General features: G+C 51.8%; 21 protein-coding genes. 8 read left to right on the forward strand and 13 right to left on the reverse strand.

Annotation, left to right across the window (positions count from 1 at the left end; translation table 11 throughout):
• Positions 1–21: 21 nt before the first annotated feature.
• From der to ABYK60_RS03270, 8 genes are all read right to left on the reverse strand, one after another.
• Entirely contained in the window at positions 22–1,488 is a 1,467-nt protein-coding gene (der, locus tag ABYK60_RS03235; RefSeq protein WP_372870492.1) for a ribosome biogenesis GTPase Der, read from the reverse strand.
• Between the two features lie 80 nt (positions 1,489–1,568).
• Complete coding sequence (gene bamB, locus ABYK60_RS03240; protein ID WP_372870493.1) at positions 1,569–2,756, reverse strand: outer membrane protein assembly factor BamB; 1,188 nt, start codon at positions 2,754–2,756, stop codon at positions 1,569–1,571.
• 11 nt (positions 2,757–2,767) lie between these two features.
• Positions 2,768–3,388 (reverse strand): tetratricopeptide repeat protein, encoded by a 621-nt coding sequence (locus ABYK60_RS03245; protein WP_372870494.1) that lies wholly within the window; start codon positions 3,386–3,388, stop codon positions 2,768–2,770.
• Positions 3,389–3,425: 37 nt separating this feature from the next.
• Positions 3,426–4,700 (reverse strand): histidine--tRNA ligase, encoded by a 1,275-nt coding sequence (gene hisS / locus ABYK60_RS03250; RefSeq protein ID WP_372870495.1) that lies wholly within the window; start codon positions 4,698–4,700, stop codon positions 3,426–3,428.
• A gap of 138 nt (positions 4,701–4,838) precedes the next feature.
• Positions 4,839–5,957, reverse strand: coding sequence for a flavodoxin-dependent (E)-4-hydroxy-3-methylbut-2-enyl-diphosphate synthase (gene ispG / locus ABYK60_RS03255; protein WP_372870496.1), 1,119 nt, complete (start codon positions 5,955–5,957; stop codon positions 4,839–4,841).
• A 26-nt stretch (positions 5,958–5,983) separates the two neighbouring features.
• Positions 5,984–6,955, reverse strand: a complete 972-nt coding sequence (locus tag ABYK60_RS03260) for a RodZ domain-containing protein (RefSeq protein WP_372870497.1) — start codon at positions 6,953–6,955, stop codon at positions 5,984–5,986.
• On the reverse strand, positions 6,952–7,740 hold the full coding sequence (gene pilW, locus ABYK60_RS03265; protein WP_372870498.1) for a type IV pilus biogenesis/stability protein PilW: 789 nt from the start codon (positions 7,738–7,740) through the stop codon (positions 6,952–6,954). The genes ABYK60_RS03260 and pilW overlap by 4 nt, the downstream gene beginning before the upstream one ends.
• 31 nt (positions 7,741–7,771) lie before the next feature.
• On the reverse strand, positions 7,772–8,893 hold the full coding sequence (locus ABYK60_RS03270) for a bifunctional tRNA (adenosine(37)-C2)-methyltransferase TrmG/ribosomal RNA large subunit methyltransferase RlmN (RefSeq protein ID WP_372870499.1): 1,122 nt from the start codon (positions 8,891–8,893) through the stop codon (positions 7,772–7,774).
• A 149-nt stretch (positions 8,894–9,042) separates the two neighbouring features.
• On the opposite strand from ABYK60_RS03270, the gene ABYK60_RS03275 reads away from it, so the two are divergent.
• On the forward strand, positions 9,043–10,107 hold the full coding sequence (locus ABYK60_RS03275; protein ID WP_372870532.1) for a CNNM domain-containing protein: 1,065 nt from the start codon (positions 9,043–9,045) through the stop codon (positions 10,105–10,107).
• A 16-nt stretch (positions 10,108–10,123) separates the two neighbouring features.
• Positions 10,124–11,884 (forward strand): bifunctional UDP-sugar hydrolase/5'-nucleotidase, encoded by a 1,761-nt coding sequence (locus ABYK60_RS03280; protein ID WP_372870500.1) that lies wholly within the window; start codon positions 10,124–10,126, stop codon positions 11,882–11,884.
• Here ABYK60_RS03280 and ABYK60_RS03285 read toward each other — a convergent pair.
• Both ABYK60_RS03285 and ABYK60_RS03290 read right to left on the reverse strand, forming a co-directional pair.
• Positions 11,881–12,894 carry a GNAT family N-acetyltransferase gene (locus ABYK60_RS03285; RefSeq protein ID WP_372870501.1) on the reverse strand — a complete coding sequence of 338 codons (1,014 nt, stop codon included), beginning with the start codon at positions 12,892–12,894 and terminating at the stop codon, positions 11,881–11,883. The genes ABYK60_RS03280 and ABYK60_RS03285 overlap by 4 nt on opposite strands.
• Positions 12,895–13,018: 124 nt before the next feature.
• Positions 13,019–13,231 carry a DUF3820 family protein gene (locus tag ABYK60_RS03290; protein ID WP_372870502.1) on the reverse strand — a complete coding sequence of 71 codons (213 nt, stop codon included), beginning with the start codon at positions 13,229–13,231 and terminating at the stop codon, positions 13,019–13,021.
• Positions 13,232–13,655: 424 nt separating this feature from the next.
• Here ABYK60_RS03290 and ABYK60_RS03295 point away from each other — a divergent pair, with 424 nt between their 5' ends.
• From ABYK60_RS03295 to ABYK60_RS03320, 6 genes are all read left to right on the forward strand, one after another.
• Positions 13,656–14,399, forward strand: a complete 744-nt coding sequence (locus ABYK60_RS03295; RefSeq protein WP_372870503.1) for an AAA family ATPase — start codon at positions 13,656–13,658, stop codon at positions 14,397–14,399.
• Positions 14,359–14,742, forward strand: a complete 384-nt coding sequence (locus tag ABYK60_RS03300) for a CopG family transcriptional regulator (protein ID WP_372870504.1) — start codon at positions 14,359–14,361, stop codon at positions 14,740–14,742. Before ABYK60_RS03295 ends, ABYK60_RS03300 begins: the two co-directional genes overlap by 41 nt.
• Positions 14,743–15,048: 306 nt before the next feature.
• The gene (locus ABYK60_RS03305) at positions 15,049–16,488 is read left to right on the forward strand and encodes an ABC transporter substrate-binding protein (RefSeq protein ID WP_372870505.1); all 1,440 of its coding nucleotides are present in this window, start codon (positions 15,049–15,051) and stop codon (positions 16,486–16,488) included.
• A complete protein-coding gene (locus ABYK60_RS03310) occupies positions 16,485–18,230 on the forward strand; it encodes a diguanylate cyclase (protein WP_372870506.1) in 1,746 nt (581 codons plus the stop codon). Before ABYK60_RS03305 ends, ABYK60_RS03310 begins: the two co-directional genes overlap by 4 nt.
• Before the next feature lie 163 nt (positions 18,231–18,393).
• On the forward strand, positions 18,394–19,218 hold the full coding sequence (locus ABYK60_RS03315; protein ID WP_372870507.1) for a zinc-dependent peptidase: 825 nt from the start codon (positions 18,394–18,396) through the stop codon (positions 19,216–19,218).
• Between the two features lie 59 nt (positions 19,219–19,277).
• A complete protein-coding gene (locus ABYK60_RS03320; protein ID WP_372870508.1) occupies positions 19,278–19,751 on the forward strand; it encodes a nuclear transport factor 2 family protein in 474 nt (157 codons plus the stop codon).
• Between the two features lie 55 nt (positions 19,752–19,806).
• On the opposite strand, the gene ABYK60_RS03325 is transcribed toward ABYK60_RS03320, so the two are convergent.
• The 3 genes from ABYK60_RS03325 to aceB all read right to left on the reverse strand — a co-directional run bounded on the left by ABYK60_RS03325 (position 19,807) and on the right by aceB (position 24,572).
• Positions 19,807–21,273, reverse strand: coding sequence for an HDOD domain-containing protein (locus ABYK60_RS03325; protein WP_372870509.1), 1,467 nt, complete (start codon positions 21,271–21,273; stop codon positions 19,807–19,809).
• 272 nt (positions 21,274–21,545) lie between these two features.
• Entirely contained in the window at positions 21,546–22,865 is a 1,320-nt protein-coding gene (gene aceA, locus ABYK60_RS03330) for an isocitrate lyase (protein WP_372870510.1), read from the reverse strand.
• 78 nt (positions 22,866–22,943) lie between these two features.
• Positions 22,944–24,572, reverse strand: a complete 1,629-nt coding sequence (gene aceB, locus ABYK60_RS03335) for a malate synthase A (protein ID WP_372870511.1) — start codon at positions 24,570–24,572, stop codon at positions 22,944–22,946.
• Between the last annotated feature and the right edge of the window lie 262 nt (positions 24,573–24,834).

Here is a 24,834-nt window from a genome sequence, read left to right on the forward strand (position 1 = left end):
CTTTTTGCTGAATGGCTGCTATCAGGACTTCTTGGCCTTGATATGGCTCATCATCCGCTTGCGACGACGCTCCTGACTCAGAGTCAGTTTTTCGGTTTTGCCCTCGAACGGGTTATCGCCTTCATGGAAGCGCAGCTGGATAGGCGTACCCACCACTTTCAGTGAGCGGCGGTAGTAGTTCATCATGTAACGCTTGTAAGAGTCAGGCAGCTTGCTTACCTGGTTACCGTGTACCACCACAATAGGCGGGTTGTAACCACCGGCGTGGGCGTACTTGAGCTTCACCCGGCGACCATTAACCATTGGTGGCTGGTGATCGTCCTGTGCCATCTGCATGATACGGGTCAGCATTGAGGTACCCACGCGGCGGGTAGCACTCTCATATGCCTCTTCGATAGACTCAAACAAGTGGCCCACACCAGTGCCATGCAACGCCGAGATAAAGTGAATACGGGCAAAGTCGATAAAGCCAAGGCGACGGTCAAGTTCAGTTTTAACTCTGTCTTTAACGTCCTGATCCAGGCCATCCCATTTGTTCACCGCAATCACCAGTGCGCGGCCGGCGTTGAGCACAAAACCCAGAAGACCCAGGTCCTGCTCGGCAATACCTTCATGGGCATCAATCACCAGCAGCACTACGTTGGCATCTTCAACCGCTTTAAGGGTCTTGATCACCGAGAATTTCTCGATGACCTCATGTACCCGGGCGCGGCGGCGTACACCGGCGGTGTCGATGAGAACGTACTGACGACCTTCGCGCTCCATGGGAATGTACACAGAGTCGCGGGTGGTGCCGGGCTGGTCGTATACCACAACCCGCTCTTCGCCGAGAATACGGTTGGTCAGAGTCGACTTACCTACGTTAGGCTTACCGATAATCGCCAGCTTGATGGGCTGTTCCATCAAACGCTGCTGCTCAGCTTCGGCTTCTTCTTCAGTATAAAAACGCTCGGAAGTGCTTTCTTCTTCCTCACCATCACGGGTAATGCCCATGGCCTCAGCAAAAGGCGCCAGCGCGTATTCCACCATACCGGTAACGCCGCGGCCCTGAGCCGCCGCCATCTGATACACCTCACCAAGCCCCAACTGCCAGAACTCAGCGCAGGCCGAATCACCATCAATACCATCCACCTTGTTGGCCACCACAAAGGTGACCTTTTCGCGGCTGCGAAGGTGTTGGGCGATACCCAGATCCGCTGCGGTCAAACCGGCACGGGCGTCGGTCATAAACAGCACCACATCGGCTTCTTCAATAGCCGCCAGCGACTGCTCGGCCATTTTGGTTTCGATGCCTTCTTCAGTGCCATCGATACCACCGGTATCCACCACGATAAACTCATAGCCAGACAGGTAAGCGCGGCCGTATTTGCGATCGCGGGTCAACCCCGGATAGTCCGCTACCAAGGCGTCCCGGGTTCTCGTGAGTCGGTTGAACAGGGTCGATTTGCCCACGTTGGGGCGACCCACCAGGGCCACTACTGGGATCATGTGTTTGCCTCTATTACAATCTTTTCAATAAAAAGCCCCCGAAGTGTACTTCCGGGGGCTTGGCAAGGTCGAACCTTGACTTAAGGAAGTACTATGCGAGCCACTTTGCCGCTGCGGCCCTGAACGTATATTTTATCATCAATGACCAGCGGCTGACTGTAGAGACCATCGCTGTCGATTTCGATACGACCGGCAATGGTGCCGTCGTTACGGTCGATAAAGTGCAGGTAACCTTCAAAATCACCCACCACCAGGTAGTTACCCACCACAGCCGGCGAGGTGAGTTCACGGTTGGCAAGCTCTGAATTACTCCACAGCTCCAGGCCGTTGCGACGGTCCACTGCATAGACGCGACTATTGTCAGCGACCAGATACAATTGAACCCCGCTGGTTGCCAGCTCATTGAAGCTCGAATATTTACGGGTCCACAGAATGCGTCCGGAACGCATCTCCATAGATACCAGATTACCGTTATAGCTCACCGCATACAGGTTGTCGCCTACGGCCTGTGGTGTCATATCCACATCGGCCATGCGGCTGAACTCATTACCACCCTTGGGTGTGTAAATGGCTTGCTCCCAGGCTGCCTGACCATTTTCCTTGATCACCACGGCAACTTTGCCATCTGCGGTGCCTACAAAGAAACCACCCGCCAGGAAAGCCGCAGAACCCGTGCCTCGCAGGGTCAGGTTGGGCAAGGCATTTTCATAGCTCCAGCGCTTTTCACCTGTGTCCACATCAAAGGCATCGAGTGAACCCGAGCTGGCGTTGACCACTACAGTGTTGTCACCCACGGTTGGTGCCGACAACAGTTCACCTGAGGCCTGAGCGCTCCAAACCACAGCACCGGTTTCGGCATCCAAAGCGCCTAACAAACCACTTTCTCCGCCAATAAACACCTTACCGCGGGCAACTGTGATACCAGCCGCAATACGGGCACCTTTGTTTTTACCCAGCAGTCGGTCTTTGAACAGGTTACTGAAGTCAGCTTCCCAGACCTTGTTTCCGGTCTCTTCTTCAAATGCCACCACCAGACCATCACGGTCTGCCACATAAATCTTGCCGTATTCCACTGCTGGACGCAGACGGGAATAGTAGTCGCCTACGCCATCCCCTACGCTTGTGCTCCAGTTAATTTGCGGGAATACACTCGCATTGAGCTCTTTCAGTTCACTGACCGGCTCTTCTTCCACATCGTTGGAAGAACAGGCAGACAGCACAGCCAAACTCAGGCCAGCGGCCAGCAGGTTTTTACACCAAGACTTCATCGGCGAATTCCTTATGCCTGGTTCAGGTTATCCAACTTCATCTTCAGCATCGGACTTGCTGAAATGCCGCTTTTATCCATGGCCGCCTGATAGGCCGCCTTGGCTTTATCGGTTTCACCCTGGCTTGCCAGAATGTCACCCTTGATTTCTTCGCGTTGGGCATCGAAAGCGGGATCTGTCACGGCATCAAGAGTCGAAAGTGCGATGGCTTGCTGGCCTTGCTCTGCCTGAATACGAGCCAGACGCAGTGCCGCTACACTGCCAAGCGCCGCAGCGTCTTTTGCAGCAATCACTTTTTTCAACGATTCTTCTGCTTTAGCAAAATCTTTGGCATCAACGGCACTCTTGGCAACCATCAGCTCAATCAGCAGCTCGTAACCGGCCTGGCTGTGCTCGGCCTTGAAGCTCTCGGCTGCTTTGAGCAGCGCCGCTTCGTCGGCAAGGTTAACGCTCAGCTGCTGGTATGCCACAGAGGCGGCTTCGGCCTTGGACACTTTCATATCTGAATAGGTATTCCAGCCGTACAGACCACCCAGGCCGACCACTGCACCTACCACGATGGAAGTACCGTATTCTTTCCAGAAGCTCTTGATGGCCTCTACCTGTTGTTCTTCTGTGCTATAAATTTCCACGCGCACGTCCCCTTGTAATCCATCCCCGTAGAGGGACTTAAATCAATTCGTTGATTGCTTGTGCCAGCGCCTCACGGGCCACCAGCTGTTGTTCGTTATCGTTGCGAAGTGGCTTGATGGCCACCTTGCCCTCGGCCAGTTCGTTCTCGCCAATAATCAGGGCTACCGCTGCGCCGCTCTTGTCGGCACGTTTAATCTGCTTCTTGAAGTTGCCGCCACCACAGTGACTCATAATACGCACACCGGGCATGGCCTGACGCAGCTCGTTGGCGATGGCAAAAGCCGCTGCAACACAGCTGTCACCCATGGCAGTCACATACACGTCCACTGCTGCCGGTACATCTTTAGCCAGTTCCAGAGTTTCCATCAGCAGCACTATGCGCTCAAGGCCCATGGCAAAGCCCACCGCCGGAGTATCTTTACCGCCAAGCTGCCCGACCAGACCATCGTAACGACCGCCGGCAAGCACAGTACCCTGAGCCCCAAGGCTATCGGTGACCCATTCAAACACAGTCCGGTTGTAATAATCCAGCCCGCGCACCAAACGGGGGTTAACCCGGTATTGGATGCCTACGGCCTGCAAGAGTTCACACAAAGTGGAAAAATGTGCTTTGGTTTCCTCGCCCAGGTAATCCATCAGCTTGGGGGCATCGGCCAGCAGGGTCTGGATCTCAGGATTCTTGGTGTCCAGCACCCGCAGTGGGTTGCTGTACATGCGGCGCTGGCTGTCTTCATCGAGCTTGTCTTTGTGCTGCTCGAGGAAGGCTATCAGGGCTTCGCGGTAAGTGGCACGCTCGTCGCTGTCACCCAGGGTGTTAATTTCGAGTGTTACGTGCTCTGTCAGGCCAAGCTTTTGCCACAGCATGTTGGACAGCATCAGCACTTCGGCGTCAATGTCAGCGCTGGCAATGCCATAAACTTCCACACCAAATTGGTGGAATTGGCGGTAACGCCCCTTTTGCGGACGCTCATGACGGAACATGGGGCCGGTATACCACAGGCGCTGCTCCTGGTTGTACAGTAAACCGTGCTCGTTACCGGCGCGAACCGTAGAGGCAGTACCTTCGGGGCGCAGGGTCAGGCTGTCGCCGTTTCTGTCCTCAAAGGTGTACATTTCTTTCTCAACGATGTCGGTGACTTCGCCGATAGAGCGCTTGAAAAGATCGGTGCTTTCCACGATGGGGGTGCGGATTTCACTGTAACCAAAGGCGGCTACGCTCTCGCGCAGAACGCCTTCGAGTTTTTGCCACACGGGAGACTGGGTTGGCAGAATGTCATTCATTCCGCGAATCGCTTGGATCTGTTTTGCCACTGTAATCGACTCGTTGGATAGCTTAAAAATCAGTAATTCTAACTGTTGGCGTATCGCCACCAGCACTTTTCACCACATTCAATGGCAAAAGGAGCCCCGCATTATAGGGGGTTGGCGGTCAAAGGTAAAACCGCGGGGTCAGTCGCTGCCAGCGTCTTTGACCGGGATGCGACTTTCCATCAGCGCCGCGCGGGCACGGATTCTGGTTTCCAGAGCATCCACTAAGTTTTCGTTGTCAAAACGCTCTTTCTGACGCACGCCGTCTTCGTACACGCCGCTCTTCTTATGACCGCCGGCCAGTCCCAGGTGCGATACCAGAGCTTCGCCGGGACCGTTCACCACACAACCGATAATGGACACATCCATAGCGGTGGTCACATCTTCAAGGCGACGCTCAAGTTCATTTACGGTGCTGATCACATCGAATTCCTGACGGGAGCAGGACGGACAGGCGATAAAATTGATGCCACGGGAACGGATACGCAGCGACTTGAGAATATCAAAACCCACTTTGATTTCTTCCACCGGATCGGCGGCAAGCGAGATACGCAGGGTATCGCCGATACCTTCAGCCAGCAGCATTCCAAGACCCACAGCGGACTTCACAGCACCGGCGCGGGCACCGCCTGCTTCAGTAATGCCAAGGTGCAGCGGTTGGCGAATTTGTTTGGCAAGCAGTCGGTACGACTCCACGGCAAGAAACACATCAGATGCCTTAACACTTACCTTGAACTGATCAAAGTTGAGGCGATCGAGGATATCCACATGGCGCATAGCTGACTCCAGCAGCGCCTGGGGCGTGGGTTCCTTGTACTTGTCCATCAGGTCTTTTTCAAGACTGCCACCATTGACGCCAATGCGAATGGGGATATTTTTATCCCTGGCACAATCAACCACTGAGCGAATGCGCTCTTCGTTACCGATATTACCCGGGTTAATACGCAAACAGTCTACGCCGTATTCGGCCACTTTAAGGGCGATACGATAATCGAAGTGAATATCGGCCACCAGCGGCACCTGCACCTGCTGCTTAATCAGCTTGAAGGCTTCAGCCGCATCCATGGTAGGTACGGACACCCGAACAATATCTGCACCCACTTTTTCCAGCGCACGAATTTGCGCCACCGTGGCTGCCACATCTGTGGTGCGGGTATTGGTCATCGACTGCACGGCAATAGGCGCACCATCGCCTATGGGCACATTACCCACGTATATCCGGGTGGAGGGGCGACGTTTGATAGGGGTCTCGTTGTACATGGTCAAATACTTCTTATGCCTTGTGCTTAACCGTTTTTCGGCAAAGTGAAACGGGCCACCTTGCCGTTGGAAAATTCATTGAGGCCGACAGTTTCACCGTTAAAAGTCACAGTAACGGCTTGGGGGGCTCCCAGGATTAAACTGAAAGGCGCTTTGCCACTGATATTCAGCGACTGACCCGCTTTACGCAGCTCAGAGAACAGTACCTTACCTGAGGCATCTTTCACCTGGATCCAGCAATCAGCACTCAGCGCCAACGCCAAGGTGTCCTGAGTGATTGAAGCAGGCGTGTCAGGTAAAACTGCGGTTTCTGTTTCAGGCAATTGGACCGGTTGCGCCTCTGGCAATTGCACCGGCTCTTGCAGTGCCGGAGCCAGATTCGTTTCCAGCGTCGCTTCGCTCTCAGCCTGTAAATTATCTTTAGCTTCAACGTTATCGTCTGCCTTGACAGACTCAGGGGCTTCCATTTCTGCCACACCAGGGAGGCTCACAGGAACTGATGTCATATCAGTGTCTGAGGATGCCTCAACTTCTTCAGCCGTCGGGTGGGAAAAGTCGACACCTGCACTGTTGAAAAACTTACTGGTCTGTAACCACCAGAATATCATCAACACAATAAGTACTATCAGCACCAGCCAGGTGACCATTTGATAACGACTGTCACGTGCCTGCCGTACCGTTTTACGGGAAAAACTCTGCATGGCAGGTTGGCTCACACTGGCAACCTGACGCGCCAGACAGGCTTCTACCTGCTGTCGGTCCGCATCAACAATGCGGGCAAAATTTTTAACGTAACCCCGAACATAGGTCGACGAGCCTATATTACTGAAGTCATCAGCTTCGATGTCTTTCACTATGGAAGGCCGCAAATGCAAAGCCGTCGCAACATCGGCGACAGACATGCCCCGCGCTTCACGGGCGGCTTTGAGGATGGCACCCAGACTGGTTTCCGGGACTTCTTGTGGTTCTTGTGAAGAAACGTTCAATTCTTCGCTCATTGATTCAGACTGGCCCGATAAGCTTTGGCTTCTGGTGAAGCGGGATATTTAGCCAGCAGCAAAATGCCATAACGGCTGCTGGCATCGGTATTGTTCAGTTGGCGTTCGATTTCGACTCCCAAAGCCAGGCTTTGTGGTGAATCGGAAACCACAGAATGCAGGCGTTCCAACATCTGTTTTGCTTCCAAATAATCCTGCATTTCAAGAGCAATTTCTGTTAACTCAAGCAGGGTGGAAACGCGCCTCGGGTCATACTTTAGCGCCATATCAAAGTAGTGTCGCGCTTTTTCTATATGGCCTGCATCACGACTGCAAATGCCAAGGTTTTCATAGCTTGATGCAGTACGGTTGTAATTCGGTTGTTCGATGGCTTTGAGGAACATTTGTTCGGACTCATCGAATCGCTTTTGCTGACACAAAAACACGCCGAAGTTATTCATGGAATCGCCACTGGCATCACGGGAACGCACTGCTCGGCGATAAGCATCTTCAGTACGGGGCACATCCCCCACCGTCTGATAGTAGTAAGCCATGGCCACATTCACCTCTTCCAGCTCCGGCGCATAGCTCATGGCTTTGTCGAGGTTGAATTTGGCCTGTTCCATATTACCGCGCTGCAAATAGGTCAGCCCAAGCTGGGTTCGCTCTTTGGCTGCGCCAACCTTGTCAAAACTGCGTTCTGAAACCGGGGTATCTGTTCCCGAGTAGGTTTGTTCGGTAACACACCCTGACACAGTCGCAGACAGTACCAAGATTACAGATAATAATGGCAATCCTTGCTTCATGCTCAAACCTATTATTTGTGCAAACAATGAGTTATTTCATTGTGACCGAAATCTGGCTTTCTTGCATGCGTTTTTTTGCCAAACGCTTGGTGCGATCGCGAATATCACCTGCCAACTGACCACAGGCGGCATCGATATCATCACCGCGGGTCTTGCGCACAATCACTGTCAGATCGTATTCCATCAACACCTTGGCAAAGCGGTCAATACGCGAGTTTGATGAACGGCCATAAGGCGAACCCGGATAGGGGTTAAAGGGGATAAGATTGATTTTACAGGGAGTATCCTTCATCAGCTGCGCCAGCTCATGGGCCTGATCCGTGCTGTCGTTGATGTGGTCGAGCATCACATATTCAACCGTCACACGGCCACGGTTGGCGTTGGATTTTTCCAGATAACCTCGGATAGAAGCCAGAAACTGCTGCAGCGGATACTTTTTGTTGATGGGCACCAGCACATCCCGCAATTCATCATTGGGAGCGTGAATACTGACCGCCAGCGCCACATCAATCATATCGCCAAGCTTATCCAGTGCTGGCACCACACCTGAGGTTGACAGGGTAACCCGACGCTTGGACAATCCGAAACCGTAATCATCCAGCATAATGTTCATGGCGGGGATCACATTGGCCATGTTCAGCAAAGGCTCGCCCATGCCCATCATCACCACGTTGGAAATCGGGCGCTCGCCGGTTTCTTTCTGAAAACCCAGAAAGTGAGAAACCCGCCATATCTGGCCAACAATTTCTGCCACTGTAAGGTTACGGTTAAATCCCTGTTGGGCAGTAGAGCAGAAGGTACATTCCAGAGCACAGCCCACCTGGGAGGAAACGCACAGTGTAGCGCGGTCATCTTCAGGGATGTACACGGTTTCCACTTCCTGGCCCTGACCCACGTTAATGGCAAACTTAATGGTGCCATCGGAGGACTTCTGGTAACTGGTGATTTCAGGCGCCACTATCTCACAGCGCGCTTCAAGCTTGCCGCGCAGCACCTTGTTGATGTTGGTCATCTCACTGAAGTCACTGACGCCAAAATGATAGATCCATTGCATGATCTGCTGAGCCCGGAAGGGTTTCTCCCCCATTTCAGTCAGCAGCGCTTTCAGTCCCTGTAAATCCAGGTCCAGCAAATTGATCTTCTTTTCACTCATCAGACAAACCTCAAAAACCAGTTATTCCCACCCGGGGGGTCGCGAATTATACCGATGCAGCGACAATTTCGCCAGCAGCCAGACGAAGTCTGTGTTACCATTGCCGCCGGTCAATATTGACCTAAACGATGGAGTTGTTTGTACCTTATATGGTCACCCTCATTATTATCATAATCGTTGCTGTTGGCGTGTCCTTTCTATGCAGCGTATTTGAAGCCGTTCTGTTATCCGTCACCCCAAGTTATATTGCATCTCTCGAACAGGATAACGCCGCCGCGGCCAAACGCCTGCGGGCTCAAAAAGATAACGTTGAAGCGCCCCTGGTAGCGATTCTCACCCTGAACACCATTTCCCATACCGTGGGTGCCGCCGTTGCCGGTGCCCAGGCTGCCTATGTATTTGGCGATGAAATGTTGGGCGTGTTCTCAGCGGTACTGACCTTCATCATTCTGTTTTTCTCTGAAATCATCCCCAAAACCATTGGTGCCAACTACTGGCGCAGTCTGGCGCCTTCGGTAAGTCTGGCGCTGCTGTGGATGGAGCGAGCCACCCGACCGCTGATCTGGATGTCGCAGCAAGTAACCAAGCTGCTGGGCAAGGGCGAAGAAGGCCAGTACATACGTCAGGAAATGAGCGCCATGGCGCGTTTGGGCCATGAATCCGGTGAACTGGATGCTCAGGAGTCACGCATTCTGACCCAAATCCTGTCGGTTAAGGAAATGCCGGTTACCGCCATCATGACCCCGCGCACTGTGATGTTTTCTGTGCCCATGAGCATGACCCAGAAAGAGTTTGTTGATAAATACATTGTCAAACCCTTCAGCCGTCTGCCGGTTTACGGTGATGATACCGATGATATTCAGGGCTTTGTTACACGGACGGATATTCTGCTGGGTGCCCATGATTCACCGGATGCCAATCTTGCCAGTATCAAGCGCAGCCTGCTGGCGGTGCCCGAAACTGCAAAAGTGTTACCGCTGCTGGAACTGATGATTAAGCGCAATACCCAGATTGCCGTAGTGGTTGATGAGTATGGCTCAGCCCAGGGTCTGGTGACCCAGGAGGACATTATTGAATCCATGCTGGGACTCGAGATTGTCGATTTAAATGATCCTGCCATTGATATGCAACGCCTCGCGCGGCAGCTGTGGAAACGGCGGATGAAAGAAAAAGGCATACGCCTGTCGGACGATCAGGACAACGAACAGCAATAATCCTCTGCCCGGTCTGATGCCGGGCAAGTTTTTTTATAAGGTTAAGGTTTTTTCTTTGCAGACTTCTCCCTACACACTGCAACTGGCACATATCAATGATTGCCACAGTAACTTCGATCCCGTGTCGCTGACACTCAAAGTCAGCGGCGCTGGAGAGCCCATCAAGGTTGCCGCCCACAGCGGCGGCTACGGCCGTCTTGCGACTGTGCTTGCCAATGCCCGAGCCGAGGCCGAAGCGGCAAATACGCCCTTTTTATTCCTCCATGGCGGCGACACCTTCCAGGGCACCCTGTATTTCAATGAATTCCGCGGCAAAGCCAATGCCAGACTGCTGAACCTGCTGCGGCCCGACGCCATAGTGCTGGGCAACCATGAAATCGACAGCGGCAACGCGCCGCTGCACCGCTTTATCGATGCTATCGAATTCCCCATGCTGGCAGGCAACATGGATTTATCAGCAGAAGATCCCACCAAGGGCTTTGCGCTGGCAAACCTGGATAATCTGCTGCACTACGATAAACAGCGCGGCTGTGCCCAGGTGCTGAAAAAGCCACTTGGCGATAAGCAGATGGCTATTGTTGGCATCACCCTCGACCAGATGCAGGTTATCGCCAGACCCGATCCCGACACCAGCTTCCTGGATGCCATAGAAACCTGCCGAGCAACGGTAGCGGCACTGAAAGCCGACGGGATCCATCATATTCTGGTGCTCAGCCATCTGGGGCTGGATGGCGACCGTAAACTGGCCGCTGCGGTGGATGGCATCAGTCTGATTGTGGGCGGCCACAGCCACACACTGATGGGTGATTTTACCAATCTCGGATTGCCCTGCGTGCCCTGGGGCGAGCGGGTCAACAACACGCCCATTCTCCATGCTGGTAAATATGCTGAAACCATCGGCCTTGCCCGCATAGAGTTTGATAAGGCAGGTCAGGTGACCCACCTTGGCGGGGGCAATTACCTGATGCTCGATGAACATCCCCTGATAGATAACTTAGATGCAGAGCTCAGAGCCGAGGCGCTCAATCAATTGAAGGCGCATCCGGGGATCCTCTGGTGTGAGGCCGAGCCCCGCATGCAGGCAATAATTGATAAGGAGTTCCGCCCTGCCATTACCGCACTCGATCATCAGGTGCTGGCCATGGTGCCGCGCGAGCTTATTCATTCCCGTCTGCCAAGCAAATCTCTTCCCCACGGCAGCGAGGTTGCCCCCTGGGTCAGCCGTGCCATGTATGAAGAAACCCGCATTTTAGATGGTGCCGTACAATTTGCACTGCACAACGCCGGCGGAGTACGTCAATCCATGAGTCAGGGCAAAATCACCCTGGCCGATGTAGTCGGTCGTCTGCTGCCATTTGAGCTGCCACTGGTTAAATACGCAATCGAAGGCCACTACCTGATTGAAGCGCTGGAATCAGCCATTAACAGTGCCACCAACAACAGTGTCATCGGTACCGGTGCCGGCAGTTTCCCGTACACCTTTGGGCTTAAATACCACTACGATGGCAGACGGGCTCAGGGCGAGCGAATTCTGTCGCTCACCTTGTGCCAGGGGGGCCTGTGGGTGCCGGTTGAAGCGGGCAAGGTGTACGTTGGAGTGTCGACGGCCTACACCGCATCGGGGAAAGAGGGCTATCAGGCGCTGTCACTGTGCCATTGGCAGGAGCCGGTACCCAATCTCACCCTGCCCGGCGCCTTTATCCGCTTTATTGAACGACACGGTGGTTTTACCGAAGAAATGTTGCCGCAGCTGTCGTATATCAGCCACCTTGGCTAAAGCAGCTTGTCCATACTGAAGTTCACCAAAATTTCGCCGTGACGGGGATGCTCGTTGCGGCGGTTCTCATTAAAGCCCTGCTTTAAAAAGAAGGGTCTGGCGAAATAAGAAGCCTCGACCGTTAGCCGTTTAATCTGCAGTGCCCGCGCAGTCTGCTCGAGCACCTTATAAAGCGCACTGCCCACGCCCGCTCGTGCCAGCTTGGGGTTAGTGAACAGACAATCTATTTCAGCTTCACCCTGCTGCTTTGGTAACAGATTGATAAAACCGGCAAGGCCGCTGTCATTACGGGCTACCCACACTCGGGTCGGTGCCAGGCGCGCTCGCCACACAGCATCACAGCGAATCGCAGGTGACCAGGCGCTGCGCTCAGCGGCGCTGTAAAACTCGCCCGCCCCCTGCACCGCTTGGTGAAACAGCCGCGCTATATCAGGCACATCAGCGGCTTGCATGGCATCCACATAAAAAGCGGGCTTGAACGATAACTGAAAGCCTTCAAATACCTCGGCTGACTTTTGCTGATAGCTGCGGCCATGCAGCGTAAAGCCGCAGCGCTCGAATACCGCTTTGGATACCCGGGAGGCGTCTGTGCTCAGACGCACAATTCCAAGCTCTGGCGCTGCTTTCATTAAATTCCTGACCAGCTCAGTGGCAACACCCTGCCCCTGATATGGCGGCGCAACATATAAGTGGCTGATATAACCGCGCTCAGTAAAGCGAAGCTCACAGGCAATAAAGCCCACCAGCTTGCCATCCAGACTTAACCACTGAACATAACTGCTTGCCAAACGGGCGCGCCAGTAACGCCAGTTGCGCACCCCGCCGCTCCAGGCTCGGCACTGGTTTTCGCTGTAGTCCATACCGGCAAGGGCAGCAACGGCGCTGTGATAAAGGACGGCAATTTCGTTCAGCAGACCCGGTGTCAGAGGTACTGAGCGGCGGATGCGCCTGCCCAAAGCAGGCACAGGAGAAGAGGTTACAGCGGTGATGGCAGTGGCAAAGTCAGACATAGTGATTGAATACTAACAGAGTATGGATAAGTAGTTCGCATCGAATGTTGAGGGCTGTGTGCCATTAACTATCGGGCTGAATGTTGTAAGCACTGGAACATGGAATAGCAACACAATGCCAGGCTCAGTCATCCAGCAATGGCCTTAACATGGCTTCCAGACCATTGAGTTTAACTTCATACACCAAAGCCAGCTCCTCTCCCAGCCGCCCCTGTGGAAATCCATTGGCTTTAAACCACACCAAATAAGGCTCTGGTAATTCAAGTAAACGCCGACCGGCATATTTTCCAAAGGGCATCTTTCTATTTACGGCATCTTTCAATAACTTGGGGTCCATATATTCCGTCGGTTCTCTGAACGGGGGCTCTAGCCTAACAATGGCAGAAACAATCTGCGCCGCCACAACTAGAACATTAAGCAATTAAATCCAATAATTTAATTCCACCGTGGAATATAAAGACATTCCGCAGCCACGGAAATCGACTAAATCCCGCCCAAAAACAACAGTTCACATGCACCAACAATGTTTTAACACTCTGTAGTTAAAGACTTTTTAACATCTGTGACTGAGAGAAGCCCCCGACGTCGTTTTTTTGACAATTTCAGCATCAGCGTCAGACTTCCGACAGGATGACAATATAAAAAAAACGTCAAAAATCAGGTAATTGACCAGAGTTAAACCAACATTTAGATTGGCACTAGCTTAGCGGATGCAATGACCAGTGAGGCTGGACTCACGGGTTAAATGAAGGGGCAATAATATGATAATTCTGGTCGGCGGTGAAAAAGGTGGCAGTGGCAAAAGCTGCCTCGCCCAAAATATCGCGGTGTTTCTCACCAAGGAATGTGGTGGTTCAGTTATCATGGTGGACTGTGATCCCCAGCGTACCACCTCAGACTGGATCCAGGCCCGCAACAACAATCCCAAGTTGCCAGCCATCAACTGTGTGCAACTCTACGGCAAAATCCGCAATGATTTGCTGAGCCTGGAACAACACTATGACTATGTGATTGTGGATTGCGGTGGTCAGGACAATCTGGCACTTCGCGCCACCATGTCGGTAGCCTCTCATATTTTAATGCCGCTGCGCCCCAAGCGCCGTGACTTAAAAACCGTGAGTCACATGGATGATGTGGTGGCCACCTGTATGATGATTAACCCCAAGATGCGTGCGTCCTTCGTTATCACCCAGTGCCCTACATTACCCAGCCAGGCCAATCGGATAATTGAGGCCAAAGAGGTCTGCCGCACTTACGACATCCATGTACTGAATGCCATCACTTACTGCCGCAATATCTATGATGACAGTGAAGAATCTGGATTATCAGTAATTGAAATCGAAGCCAACGGCAAAGCCGCCGATGAAATCCGTGCCATCGCCTGTGAATTGCTTGAGGCACGCGATGTTACCGAAGTACGCAACCAATTGCAGCAAGCTCAGATAAGCAAAATGAGGGGACATTATGGGACTGGCAGATCTCAAGAAAAACTCTACGCGGTCTGACGGCCAAATACAGCAAAAAAAGACAATCGACGAATTCATAGATGAATTCATTGACGGCGCCAATCGATATGCAATGGGGCTGCCCAAACACAAGGCTGCGGTCATCTCTCTCGAAGAACGGCGGCAAAAACCGGCATCCAATGGACCAGAGCTTCCCCGCCGTAAGGGGCCTTTTCGCAAAGCAACCTTCAGCTTAGGTGAAACGGCAATTACCCAGCTGGCAGAAATGGCAAGCGGCTGCGATATGGCAAAGTCCAAGCTGTTACGCTTTTTAATTGAACATCACTATCGGCTCAGCAGCACCGAGCGTAAGCAACTTGAGCAAATACTGAAGACAGACTAACCGATTTTCACCCCAGCAGTCGCTGTGTGAAAGCAGCCTGAGAACGAGCAGTCAGGAACAAGCTGAGTGGTTTGTCCAATCAGACTCCTGCTGCAATCCAATTCATTCGCATTATCCTCCCCGGTTTCTGGCAGCATGGAACGTTTTTAATCCTTGAGCTGCCAGCTTTTTTTACTGCTGTTTCCCCTAATTCTGGCATTCCCACCCCCTCGGGTACATAATCCAGTTAGCCATCAGGGAAGGCGCACCACTGCTTTCTTCACCCCGCCGAGTGACATAACCGGCAGAATCCTTCAGGGCAACAATATGAAGTTATTCAATAGAATTGGCATTATGGGACTGCTGCTAAGCCTGTTAAACTGCCCGGTAAGGGCCGATTTTTCACTGGACCAAATTCCTCCCCTCCAAAACAAAGCCCCCATCACTTTAGTAGCAGAAACCGGTTTTTGGACCGACTACCTGAAAGAACAAATGCTGCCCAGGTTCAGCGAAGCAACAGGTGTTGAAGTCAGGGTGTACAGCACAACACTGGATAATATGTTTACCCTGCAACAGGAATCATTAACCAACGCCCGTGGCAGTTATGACTTACTGACCATGGAGGCTGGCTGGGCCAAAGAGTGGGCTGCCAATGGCTATACGGTTCCCCTTGAAGAGTTGGCCACCCTTTATGATCCCGGTGGTGCCAGAGCAATAAACCAATATCTTGAACCTTACTATCCTGCACTGCTGAATATTTTGTCCTATCGGGGTGAGGTACATGCCATCCCGTATAACAATTACGTGATGGGCAACCACTACCGTAAAGATTTGTTCGATAACCCGGAAGAACAGCAGGCCTTCAATAAACGATTTGGCTATCCACTCGCACCACCAAAAACGCTGACGCAGCTCAGAGATACTGCTGCCTTTTTTACCCGTCGTGCCGGTGACAGCCTTGCAGGGAAACGATTGAATGCCCCCTTTTACGGTGTTGCGTTAATGTCCGGTGACAGACCCCACATCAACGATGAGTTTTCAGCCATGCTATGGAGTGAAGGAGACTCCTGGCTTTCTCCTGCTTACAGTAAAACCGGAGCGCTGACGCATTTTGATGTGTCCCTCAACATGGAGAAAAAACTGAAAGTGGCCGCCCTGTACAATGAATTAAAAGGCTTTGCAGTTCCGGCTGATGACACCTTTGCATTTAATGAAGCAGCAGAGGCAGTCGCGTTTGGCCGGGTCGCAATGTGGCCCTTTGCCTATAATAATCTGTGGTATAAATCATCAGCTGTTGAAAAGCATATTGAAGGTGCAATACTGGATGTCGCCCAGGTTGCGGGCGGAAAACCCTACGTCGGGGCTTACGCGTTTGCGGTAAGCTACGATAGCCGCAATCCTGAGGCCGCCTATTGGCTATTGAAATATATGGGGTCTTATCAGGCACAATATGACTATGCCATGGGCGGCGGCAATCCCTGTCGGATGGACGTTGTAACCCATCCCGACTTTCAGGCACCGGAGCTGAAAGCCATAGGCGGTGCATTTCTCGCCAGTCACCAGGCAAATCTGACTTGGAACAACGATGTCAATCAGCTTGGGCATTTCACCAGCACCTCGATGGGGCAGATATATCCAGAACTCACTCGCAGCTGTTTTGCGGTCAGCAGAAATCCGGAAAAAGCCGCAGCGCTATTTGGCGAACTGAACCAAACCATTCTGAGGTTACAAAACACCTTTGGTGAGACAGCGGCCTTGGCAAAATGACGACAATAAAGCCTTTACAAAGCCTTAAACGAAAATTGACCATGGTGTTCTACCTCATCTTTCTGATGACGGTGGGTATTGTTTTTATCGCGGTGACAATCTCCCAATCATTGAAGCATCAAGTCGATGCCATGGTGAGCGGTGATTTGGAAGCGGTGCGGTTGGCCATGATTCAGATCCGCCAGGCAGAACAACTGCAAACTACGATAGCCAAACTGCAAAATTTTACCGATGAACGCCAGCGGCAGGATCTGCTTGGTGACATGCAGTCACAATGGCTGTTGCTGCAAAGAGGAACACGCGATCTGATAGAGCGCCACCCTGATGGCGCAGCAGCTCAGGAATTAAGCCAGGAAGCGTCCGTTCAGGAAACGATGCTGACCAAACTGCCCAGGCTGGATACCCTGACGCGGGACTTGCTGCAGGCAAGGCGGCAAATGGACAACCTGTCGCATAATGTCACTGTATTGCAAACAAGTTTTTCGAAAGAATACCGTAACATCCTCACAGAGCAAGACACACTGACACACCAGGCACTGGCACGGCGTGACCATCAGTTTCTGAGCCAGGCGCTGGAAAATCATAGCGCCAGCGTCGCTATTATGTATGCCGGAGAAAGACTGTTCACCACCCTTCAAAGGGCTGCAACCAACTCAGATGCTCGTGAAATCAATCTATTACAGAGGCAAGGGCTGCGTGAGCTGTTGCAAATGGAGTCGCTCATACAATCCCTTTCTGCCGGTGAGCAGCAAAGAGCAGCCAACTGGGTTTCGCAGCTGCGCAACGAAATGATAGGTCAGGATAATCTTTTTGAACTCAGCAGGAACCTGCAACGACGCTATCAAATCGTCTACAGCCATCTGGAAGAACAATCACTCCGAGCCCAGGCCAGTGCGGATTTTTTTCAAAATCAATTCAGACTCAGGGACGCCAATATCCAGGTCGCCGGTATAGAACTTAAGCGTGATGCCATCGCCTTTCTGGTACTGATACTGGTAGCCGGACTGCTCTACTGTGGCTGCATTTGGCTCACTAACTGGCATTTCATTGCCAAGGGCATAATTAAACCTGTCATTGCAACCCGTAACGCCATGAATGACATTGCCAACGAGAAACTGGATACGGAGTTGCCCAAAGCCGACAACCTGGAACTGCAGCAAATGATGAGCTCCCTGGAGACGCTTAAGAGTTATGCCGCTCAGGTTAAAGCCATTTCCGAAATCGATGGGTTAACCGGCATCCATAACCGGCGCTACTTTGATCAGCAACTGGCGGCTGCCAAGACAATGACAAGCAGTCTGGGACTGCTGATGTTTGATCTGGATTTTTTCAAACAATTCAACGATTACTATGGCCACATTGCCGGCGATTCCTGTTTGAAAGCCGTAGTGAGTACAGTGCGCAGGCTGGTACACGGACACGGAGAAACCTTTGCCCGTTATGGCGGTGAGGAATTCGTTCTGCTCTTACCCATCTGTGACTGGGGATCTCTGGTCGATATTGCAGAAAACATCCGACTGGCGGTAGAGGAGCTGGAAATCCCCCACAAAAACAGCAAAGAAGGTGTAGTAACCATCAGCATCGGTGGAGCCCTGTTGCCAGCAGACTCCATGATGAGCACGACTGAACTGGTTGATACCGCCGACAAGGCGCTTTATCTGGCCAAAAGCCGCGGAAGAAACTGTTCAGAGATAATATTAGTGACACCACCAACCGGGCAGCTCAGTGACCAGCAGTCCTGATTGCAGTCACCCTCAAACATCATCAACAGCCCGGCCAGTAACCTGTTTAGCCATGCCTGCCCGTCATAACAGTCCGCAATAAGGTGGTAAACAACTCAGTGCGCCCGCTTGATTTAGTTTTCCCCAGCCCCCATTGTTGTAGAAACCCTCGCTCAGGAATGCCATGTCAGCACTTTTCGTCATCACTTTGCTTGGGCTGGCAACTATCTGTTGGATCGCCAGCAACCCGATGCGCATCCGCAAGCGCAGACAAGGTATTGCCCGACGTCCGTTTCCCGCATCCTGGCGAGCCATATTGAAACGCAGAGTGTTTGCCTATGGCCAGTTGCCTGACCACCTGCAGCAGGAATTGAGACGTAAAATACTCGTTTTTGTAGCGGAAAAGCAGTTTATTGGCTGTAACGGTTTCAAGATTAACGACGAAGTCAGGGTAACCATTGCCGCACACGCCTGTCTGCTGCTTTTGAATCGTGACACAGACTTTTATCCGGGGTTGAGACAAATACTGATTTACCCCGATGCTTTTTATGTCAATCGCAGCGAGCAGGACGCCGCAGGCGTAGTATGGGAGCGGCATGCTCTGCTGTCAGGGGAGTCATGGAATCAGGGACAGGTGCTGCTTTCATGGCGAGACATAGCACAGGACTGCGCCCATCCTTTTGATGGCTTTAATGTCATTTTTCATGAATTTGCCCATCAATTAGACCAGCAAGATGGCCGAGCCGATGGCGCACCGCCCTTACCCAGTACCGAACGCTATCAAAGCTGGTCATCTGTTATGCAGCGGGAATATGACTCATTGTGTCAGGCGGCTCAATGGGGCTCACCAAGCCTGTTCGATTATTATGGTGCCACAGAACCGGCAGAATTCTTTGCGGTGATTACTGAAGTGTTCTTTAGCAAATCCCGTGAGTTTTCAGCGCTTCATCCGGCGCTTTATCAAGAATTGGCAAATTACTATAGACTGGATCCCGCTCAATGGCGGTGATATTTTGAAAAAGTAAACCCAACTCAAATAACAGCTCACCACAACAGATGACCGACAAAATGATAAAAAACACACTTCTGATTGCAGCTCTTATACTGTCACCCTTTACCCTTGGCAGTATTCAGGAGCAGGCTGAAGCTGCAAAAGTACTGGATACACTGCACAGTGCGGCCGCCAAGGCCGATTGGCCAACCTATTTCGCCATCTATACCGACAATGCCGTATTTCTTGGTACCGCTGCCGAAGAGCGGTGGAACATGGATGAATTTCGCCGCTACGCTTTACCGACCAACGGCTGGGACTATAAACCCCAATCACGTCAATTTATCGAGCATGGCGATACACTGCTATTCGATGAAATTCTCTATAACGACAAATACGGCCACTCCAGAGGTACCGGAGCCATGATTAAAACCAATAAAGGATGGCAGGTACTGCAATACCATCTGAGTTTTCCCGTACCCAACGAAGTTGCCAAAGAAGTTACCGGCACCATTATGGCTTTTGAAAAACAACTGATGCAAAAAAAGTAACATATGAAAAAGGCACCGTCAGGTGCCTTTTTCATCGGAAAATATTGGCAGCAGGCTATTGCCTGACCGATGCCGAAAAGCACACATTCGCCAGTTGTGTAAAGTGAGTGAAATTATCAAACTCTTCCTCATCGAACCCTCTACCGGATAATCCCCGGTCAGCATAAAAAACGCCAATCACCTTGGTATCGACCATCATAGGAGCCAATAAAAAACCCTGCTTTGACACGGACTTTTTAAGCTGCTCATCCAGCTGAAGTCGCCAGCGCGGCGAGTCTGGAGAGTCAATCCACATCGGCGTTTTTAATTCCACTGCTTGTCGGAATAAATGAGTTGGCTCTGTGATATCAACAATGAATTCACGTTTAATTTTTTCACTGTTATCACCCAATACAATTCTGGGCTGCAGCATTTTTCGGCTGGGAGACAGGAGCAACACAGCGCAGGAGTCTACTCCCACCCCTTGCAATATGCCTTCCAGAGTCGTTTGCATCACCTGGTTGATATCAGCCTTATTTATGGCAAAGCCTGTTAACTCTTTTAGCTTTCTCAATTGAAATGACACGTCCGCTTCACGCCAGCGCCCGGCATTAAGGCTTTCCTGGGTTTCCAGCAAGCGCTCTGTTTGCGGTAAAAACTCAATCAACTCCTTGGCGCCGTAGGCTTCCGCCAACTTATGGGTGGCATTGGCGCATTGAATAGCGCGATTTTTAAATTCTTCAGGTTTCAGCCCCATCATCTCGGCGCCCTGCTTCACCCGCTTTTCCAATTCAGCCAGATCCGGATAGGGCTCAGATAATTCCTGCGCCAATTTATTGGCCACGAATATTGCCCGGATTTCGGGCATGCGTTCATCGGGGTTGTTCAGTGACTTAATCAACACCTCACCCAGCCCCCAATGACGGGCTATACCCTGAGTGAGCTGACCAAAACTCGTGCCCAGATGCTCCCGAACCAAAGAAAGGGTGGCCACATGATCATCCACCCCATCCAAAGCTTTATCCAGCTCATTTGCCAGTGGCCCACCCATACTCCAAAACGCACTTTCACCGAGATGATACAAAAGCGCAGCAATAAAAGCCTCTTCCTGCATTTCTTCATCATGGCCGGCCAACATCATTCTGGCCAGCATGGCCGCCTGAAAAGAGCGTGCCATCAACTTTAATAACCTCTGGTATACGCCGGGAGTCAGGTTTTTATTCTCGAGCAAACTGGCCAGAAGCTTTGCAGTAATGCAGATATTGCGAATGGTATCGAAACCCAATACCACAGCGGCACGGCTCACAGTGGTAACCTGGCTGATGCCCTTGTTATAGGTAGCACTGTTTGCTACTCGCAGGATACGGGACGTCAGCGCATTGTCGTGCATAACACTGCGTCCGAGTATGGCCATGGAAGACACGTCATCCTTGGCCAGTTTTTCCAGGGTTTTTACTGTAGAACACAGGGCAGGCATTTCCTGCTCACTTATTCTCTTGGTCCAGTAATCGGCCCCTTTAGGTTCATTGCCACCGATTTTCAAGATTCAGCCACGTGTTAACAAAGTGTTTTTCGATTATAGACAGGGATTTGCCGTCAACGCGACCACCCAGCGTCAACTTTTGTGCATAAGGTCAAATATCCATCGCTGCCCCATCAATAAAAAAAGCGGCCCATGAAAGGCCGCAAAACACAAGCAACGTGGTTAGAAACAACAAAAGGATGGGAAGATTTCAGCTTAGCTAAAAAACTCCGCGCGGCGCGTAGGAACACCGCGCGGAGGGAAAACACAGCAAAGGCTGTGGTACAACAAAATCAGTGGAACTGTTCTTCTTCAGTAGAGCCGGTAAGTGCGGTCACCGAGGATGCACCACCCTGAATAATATTGGTCATCTTATCGAAATAACCTGTCCCTACTTCCTGCTGATGTGCGACGAAGGTGTAGCCCTTGCTTGCCGCAGCAAACTCAGCTTCCTGTACCTTCTCAACATAATGCTTCATTCCTTCGCCACGGGCGTAGTCATAAGCCAGGTCAAACATGTTGAACCACATATTGTGAATACCGGCCAGTGTGATGAACTGATACTTGTAGCCCATATCAGACAGCGCTTGCTGGAACTTGGCGATGGTGGCGTCGTCCAGGTTCTTCTTCCAGTTAAACGATGGCGAACAGTTATAGGCCAACAGCTGATCCGGATATTGCGCATGGATAGCTTCGGCAAAGCGACGGGCTTCTTCCAAATCTGGCTTGGCTGTTTCACACCAGATAAGGTCGGCATAAGGTGCATAAGCCAGGCCTCGGGCGATAGCCTGATCCAGACCAGCACGCACGCGATAGAAGCCTTCGCTGGTACGCTCACCCGTGATGAAGTCCGCATCATATGGGTCACAGTCAGACGTCAGCAAATCAGCCGCGTTGGCATCCGTACGCGCAATCACCAGAGTAGGTACGGCAGATACGTCTGCCGCCAGACGGGCTGCAACCAGCTTCTGTACCGCTTCCTGAGTAGGCACCAACACCTTACCGCCCATGTGACCACACTTTTTCACCGAGGCCAGCTGATCTTCAAAGTGCACACCAGCAGCGCCGGCATCAATCATGCTTTTCATCAGCTCATAAGCATTCAGTACCCCACCAAAACCAGCTTCGGCGTCAGCTACGATAGGCAGGAAATAATCGACAAACTTCTCGTCTTGCGCATCAACACCATTGCTCCACTGGATCTGGTCAGCGCGGCGGAATGAGTTATTGATGCGACCCACCACAGCAGGCACCGAGTTGGCTGGGTATAAAGATTGATCCGGGTACATGGTACCAGCGAGGTTGGCATCGGCAGCAACCTGCCAGCCAGACAGATAAATAGCTTCAATACCTGCTTTGGCCTGTTGTACGGCCTGACCACCAGTCAGGGCGCCGAGGGAATTGACATAACCTTTCTTGGCACCGCCGTTTACCAGTTCCCACAGTTTTTCAGCCCCACGCTGAGCCACAGTGTTTTCAGGAACGAAGGAGCCACGCAGTGAAACCACTTCCTCGGCCGAATACGGACGACGCACTCCCTTCCAACGTGGATTTTCGGCCCAGTCTTTTTTCAGGGCATCAATTTGTTCCTGGCGGCTGATGTACTTGCTCATGGTAACTCTCCTTAGGGATGTCAGGATCTGCCCGCCACTGGTGTGGCGGGTAAGATGTTCAATAGTTTCAGTTGCGAATTAGTGTTGTTTGGTCAGCAGCTCGTAACCCGGCAGAGTGAGAAACTCCACCATCTCGTCGCTGGTAGTAATGTCCTCAAGCAATACAGCCGCCTGAGTGAATTTGCCGTGGGTAAAACGCTCGCTGCCCACCTCTTCTTTAACATTGGCCAGCTCCTCAACCAGCATCTCGCGGAACAATGCTTTGGTCACCGGCTTACCGTTTGACAGACTCTTACCATGGCGGATCCACTGCCAGATTGAGGCGCGTGAGATCTCGGCTGTGGCCGCATCTTCCATCAGACCGTAGATAGGCACACAGCCATTACCGCTGATCCAGGCTTCGATATACTGCAGTGCAATACGGATATTGAGACGCATGCCATGCTCGGTGCGCTCGCCCTCACAAGCCTTCAACAGCTCGCTGGCAAGGATCGGTGCGTCCACGTCTCGGGTAATGTGCAGTTGGTTACAATGGTCATCACCAATAAACTGGTTGAAAACAGACATGGCGGTGTCAGCAAGCCCCGGGTGAGCCACCCAGGTGCCATCATGGCCGTTGCGGGCTTCAAGCTCCTTGTCGCGGCACACCCGCTCCAGCACCAATCGATTGGCTTCGGCATCTTTGGCAGGAATAAAGGCCGCCATACCGCCCATGGCCAGGGCACCGCGCTTGTGGCAGGTCTTGACCAGTAATCGTGAGTAGGCACTAAGGAACGGCTTATCCATGGTCACCTGTTGTCGGTCTGGCAGCACTCTGTCCGGATGGTTCTTCAACGTTTTGATATAGCTGAAGATATAGTCCCAACGACCACAGTTGAGCGCCACTATGTTGGAGCGCAGTTCATAGAGGATTTCCTCCATCTCAAACACCGCTGGCAGAGTCTCAATCAGGCAGGTGCACTTGATGGTACCGGGCTGCAGACAAAATCGCTCTTCGGTAAAGGCAAACACCCTGGCCCACCAACGCGCTTCTAAATGGCTCTCTAACTTGGGCACGTAAAAGTACGGGCCGCTACCCTTGGCAAGCAATTGGTGGTAGTTGTGATAGAAGTAAAGGGCAAAATCGAGCAAAGCGCCGGGAATGGCAACACCATTAAAACGCACATGCTTTTCTTTCAAATGCAGGCCGCGCACCCGGGCAATCAATACCGCTGGGTTGTCATTGAGTCGATACTGCTTACCGGTTTCAGGTGCCGTGAACTCAATGGTTCCCCGCACAGCATCGCGCAGATTAATCTGCCCACTGACCACTTTCTCCCAGCTGGGAGCCAGAGAGTCCTCAAAGTCGGCCATGAAGACTTTTACATTGGCGTTAAGTGCATTGATGATCATCTTGCGATCGACCGGGCCGGTTATTTCAACCCGACGGTCTTGCAAATCTTCCGGAATGCCACGGATTGACCATTTACCATCACGAATGGCACGGGTTTCCGGTAAAAAATCAGGAAGCTCGCCGTTATCGATCCTTGCCTGGCGCTGTTGACGCTTATCAAGCAAGCCACTTACCTCAGCAGCAAACTGACGGCACAGACTCTCAAGCAATGCCAATGCACCCTCGGTGAATATATCTTCCTGGCCCTGAACCTGATGACCGGTGATCTCCAGCCCTTTTGTTATCTGTTCGTTATCCAACATATGCTCTGTCATTGTCTCAGTCTCCGGCTGTTGCAGTATGTGGCGTTAACAGATACCAGCCTGTACCGCTGGCTCATTACACATCACAAAAAACCGCCAAATGTTCGTTTCAGACAAAAAACTAACGACAAACATTTGTAATTGCAACAGTCAAAAAGCCGCAATCCCGATGATAAATCACACAACAAACTCTGGATAAATTGGTAAGACCAAAAACAAAACAAACACGCAACACATTGAATAATAACAACAATAGGCAAACAAAAAACTGAAC

The sequence above is a fragment of the Shewanella sp. genome, from assembly GCF_041630135.1.
Classification (GTDB): domain Bacteria; phylum Pseudomonadota; class Gammaproteobacteria; order Enterobacterales; family Shewanellaceae; genus Shewanella.

Bases quoted from the DNA above. Each gene is read 5' to 3' on its own strand.
- ABYK60_RS03300 (WP_372870504.1), top strand. From the start codon at position 14,359: ATGGGACTGGCAGATCTCAAGAAAAACTCTACGCGGTCTGACGGCCAA.
- ABYK60_RS03285 (WP_372870501.1), bottom strand. From the start codon at position 12,894: ATGTCTGACTTTGCCACTGCCATCACCGCTGTAACCTCTTCTCCTGTG.
- ispG (WP_372870496.1), bottom strand. From the start codon at position 5,957: ATGTACAACGAGACCCCTATCAAACGTCGCCCCTCCACCCGGATATAC.
- ABYK60_RS03270 (WP_372870499.1), bottom strand. From the start codon at position 8,893: ATGAGTGAAAAGAAGATCAATTTGCTGGACCTGGATTTACAGGGACTG.
- ABYK60_RS03275 (WP_372870532.1), top strand. From the start codon at position 9,043: ATGGTCACCCTCATTATTATCATAATCGTTGCTGTTGGCGTGTCCTTT.
- ABYK60_RS03305 (WP_372870505.1), top strand. From the start codon at position 15,049: ATGAAGTTATTCAATAGAATTGGCATTATGGGACTGCTGCTAAGCCTG.
- aceB (WP_372870511.1), bottom strand. From the start codon at position 24,572: ATGACAGAGCATATGTTGGATAACGAACAGATAACAAAAGGGCTGGAG.
- der (WP_372870492.1), bottom strand. From the start codon at position 1,488: ATGATCCCAGTAGTGGCCCTGGTGGGTCGCCCCAACGTGGGCAAATCG.
- bamB (WP_372870493.1), bottom strand. From the start codon at position 2,756: ATGAAGTCTTGGTGTAAAAACCTGCTGGCCGCTGGCCTGAGTTTGGCT.
- ABYK60_RS03310 (WP_372870506.1), top strand. From the start codon at position 16,485: ATGACGACAATAAAGCCTTTACAAAGCCTTAAACGAAAATTGACCATG.
- aceA (WP_372870510.1), bottom strand. From the start codon at position 22,865: ATGAGCAAGTACATCAGCCGCCAGGAACAAATTGATGCCCTGAAAAAA.
- ABYK60_RS03320 (WP_372870508.1), top strand. From the start codon at position 19,278: ATGATAAAAAACACACTTCTGATTGCAGCTCTTATACTGTCACCCTTT.
- ABYK60_RS03295 (WP_372870503.1), top strand. From the start codon at position 13,656: ATGATAATTCTGGTCGGCGGTGAAAAAGGTGGCAGTGGCAAAAGCTGC.
- ABYK60_RS03290 (WP_372870502.1), bottom strand. From the start codon at position 13,231: ATGGACCCCAAGTTATTGAAAGATGCCGTAAATAGAAAGATGCCCTTT.
- ABYK60_RS03315 (WP_372870507.1), top strand. From the start codon at position 18,394: ATGTCAGCACTTTTCGTCATCACTTTGCTTGGGCTGGCAACTATCTGT.
- ABYK60_RS03260 (WP_372870497.1), bottom strand. From the start codon at position 6,955: ATGAGCGAAGAATTGAACGTTTCTTCACAAGAACCACAAGAAGTCCCG.
- ABYK60_RS03280 (WP_372870500.1), top strand. From the start codon at position 10,124: ATGCCGGGCAAGTTTTTTTATAAGGTTAAGGTTTTTTCTTTGCAGACT.
- pilW (WP_372870498.1), bottom strand. From the start codon at position 7,740: ATGAAGCAAGGATTGCCATTATTATCTGTAATCTTGGTACTGTCTGCG.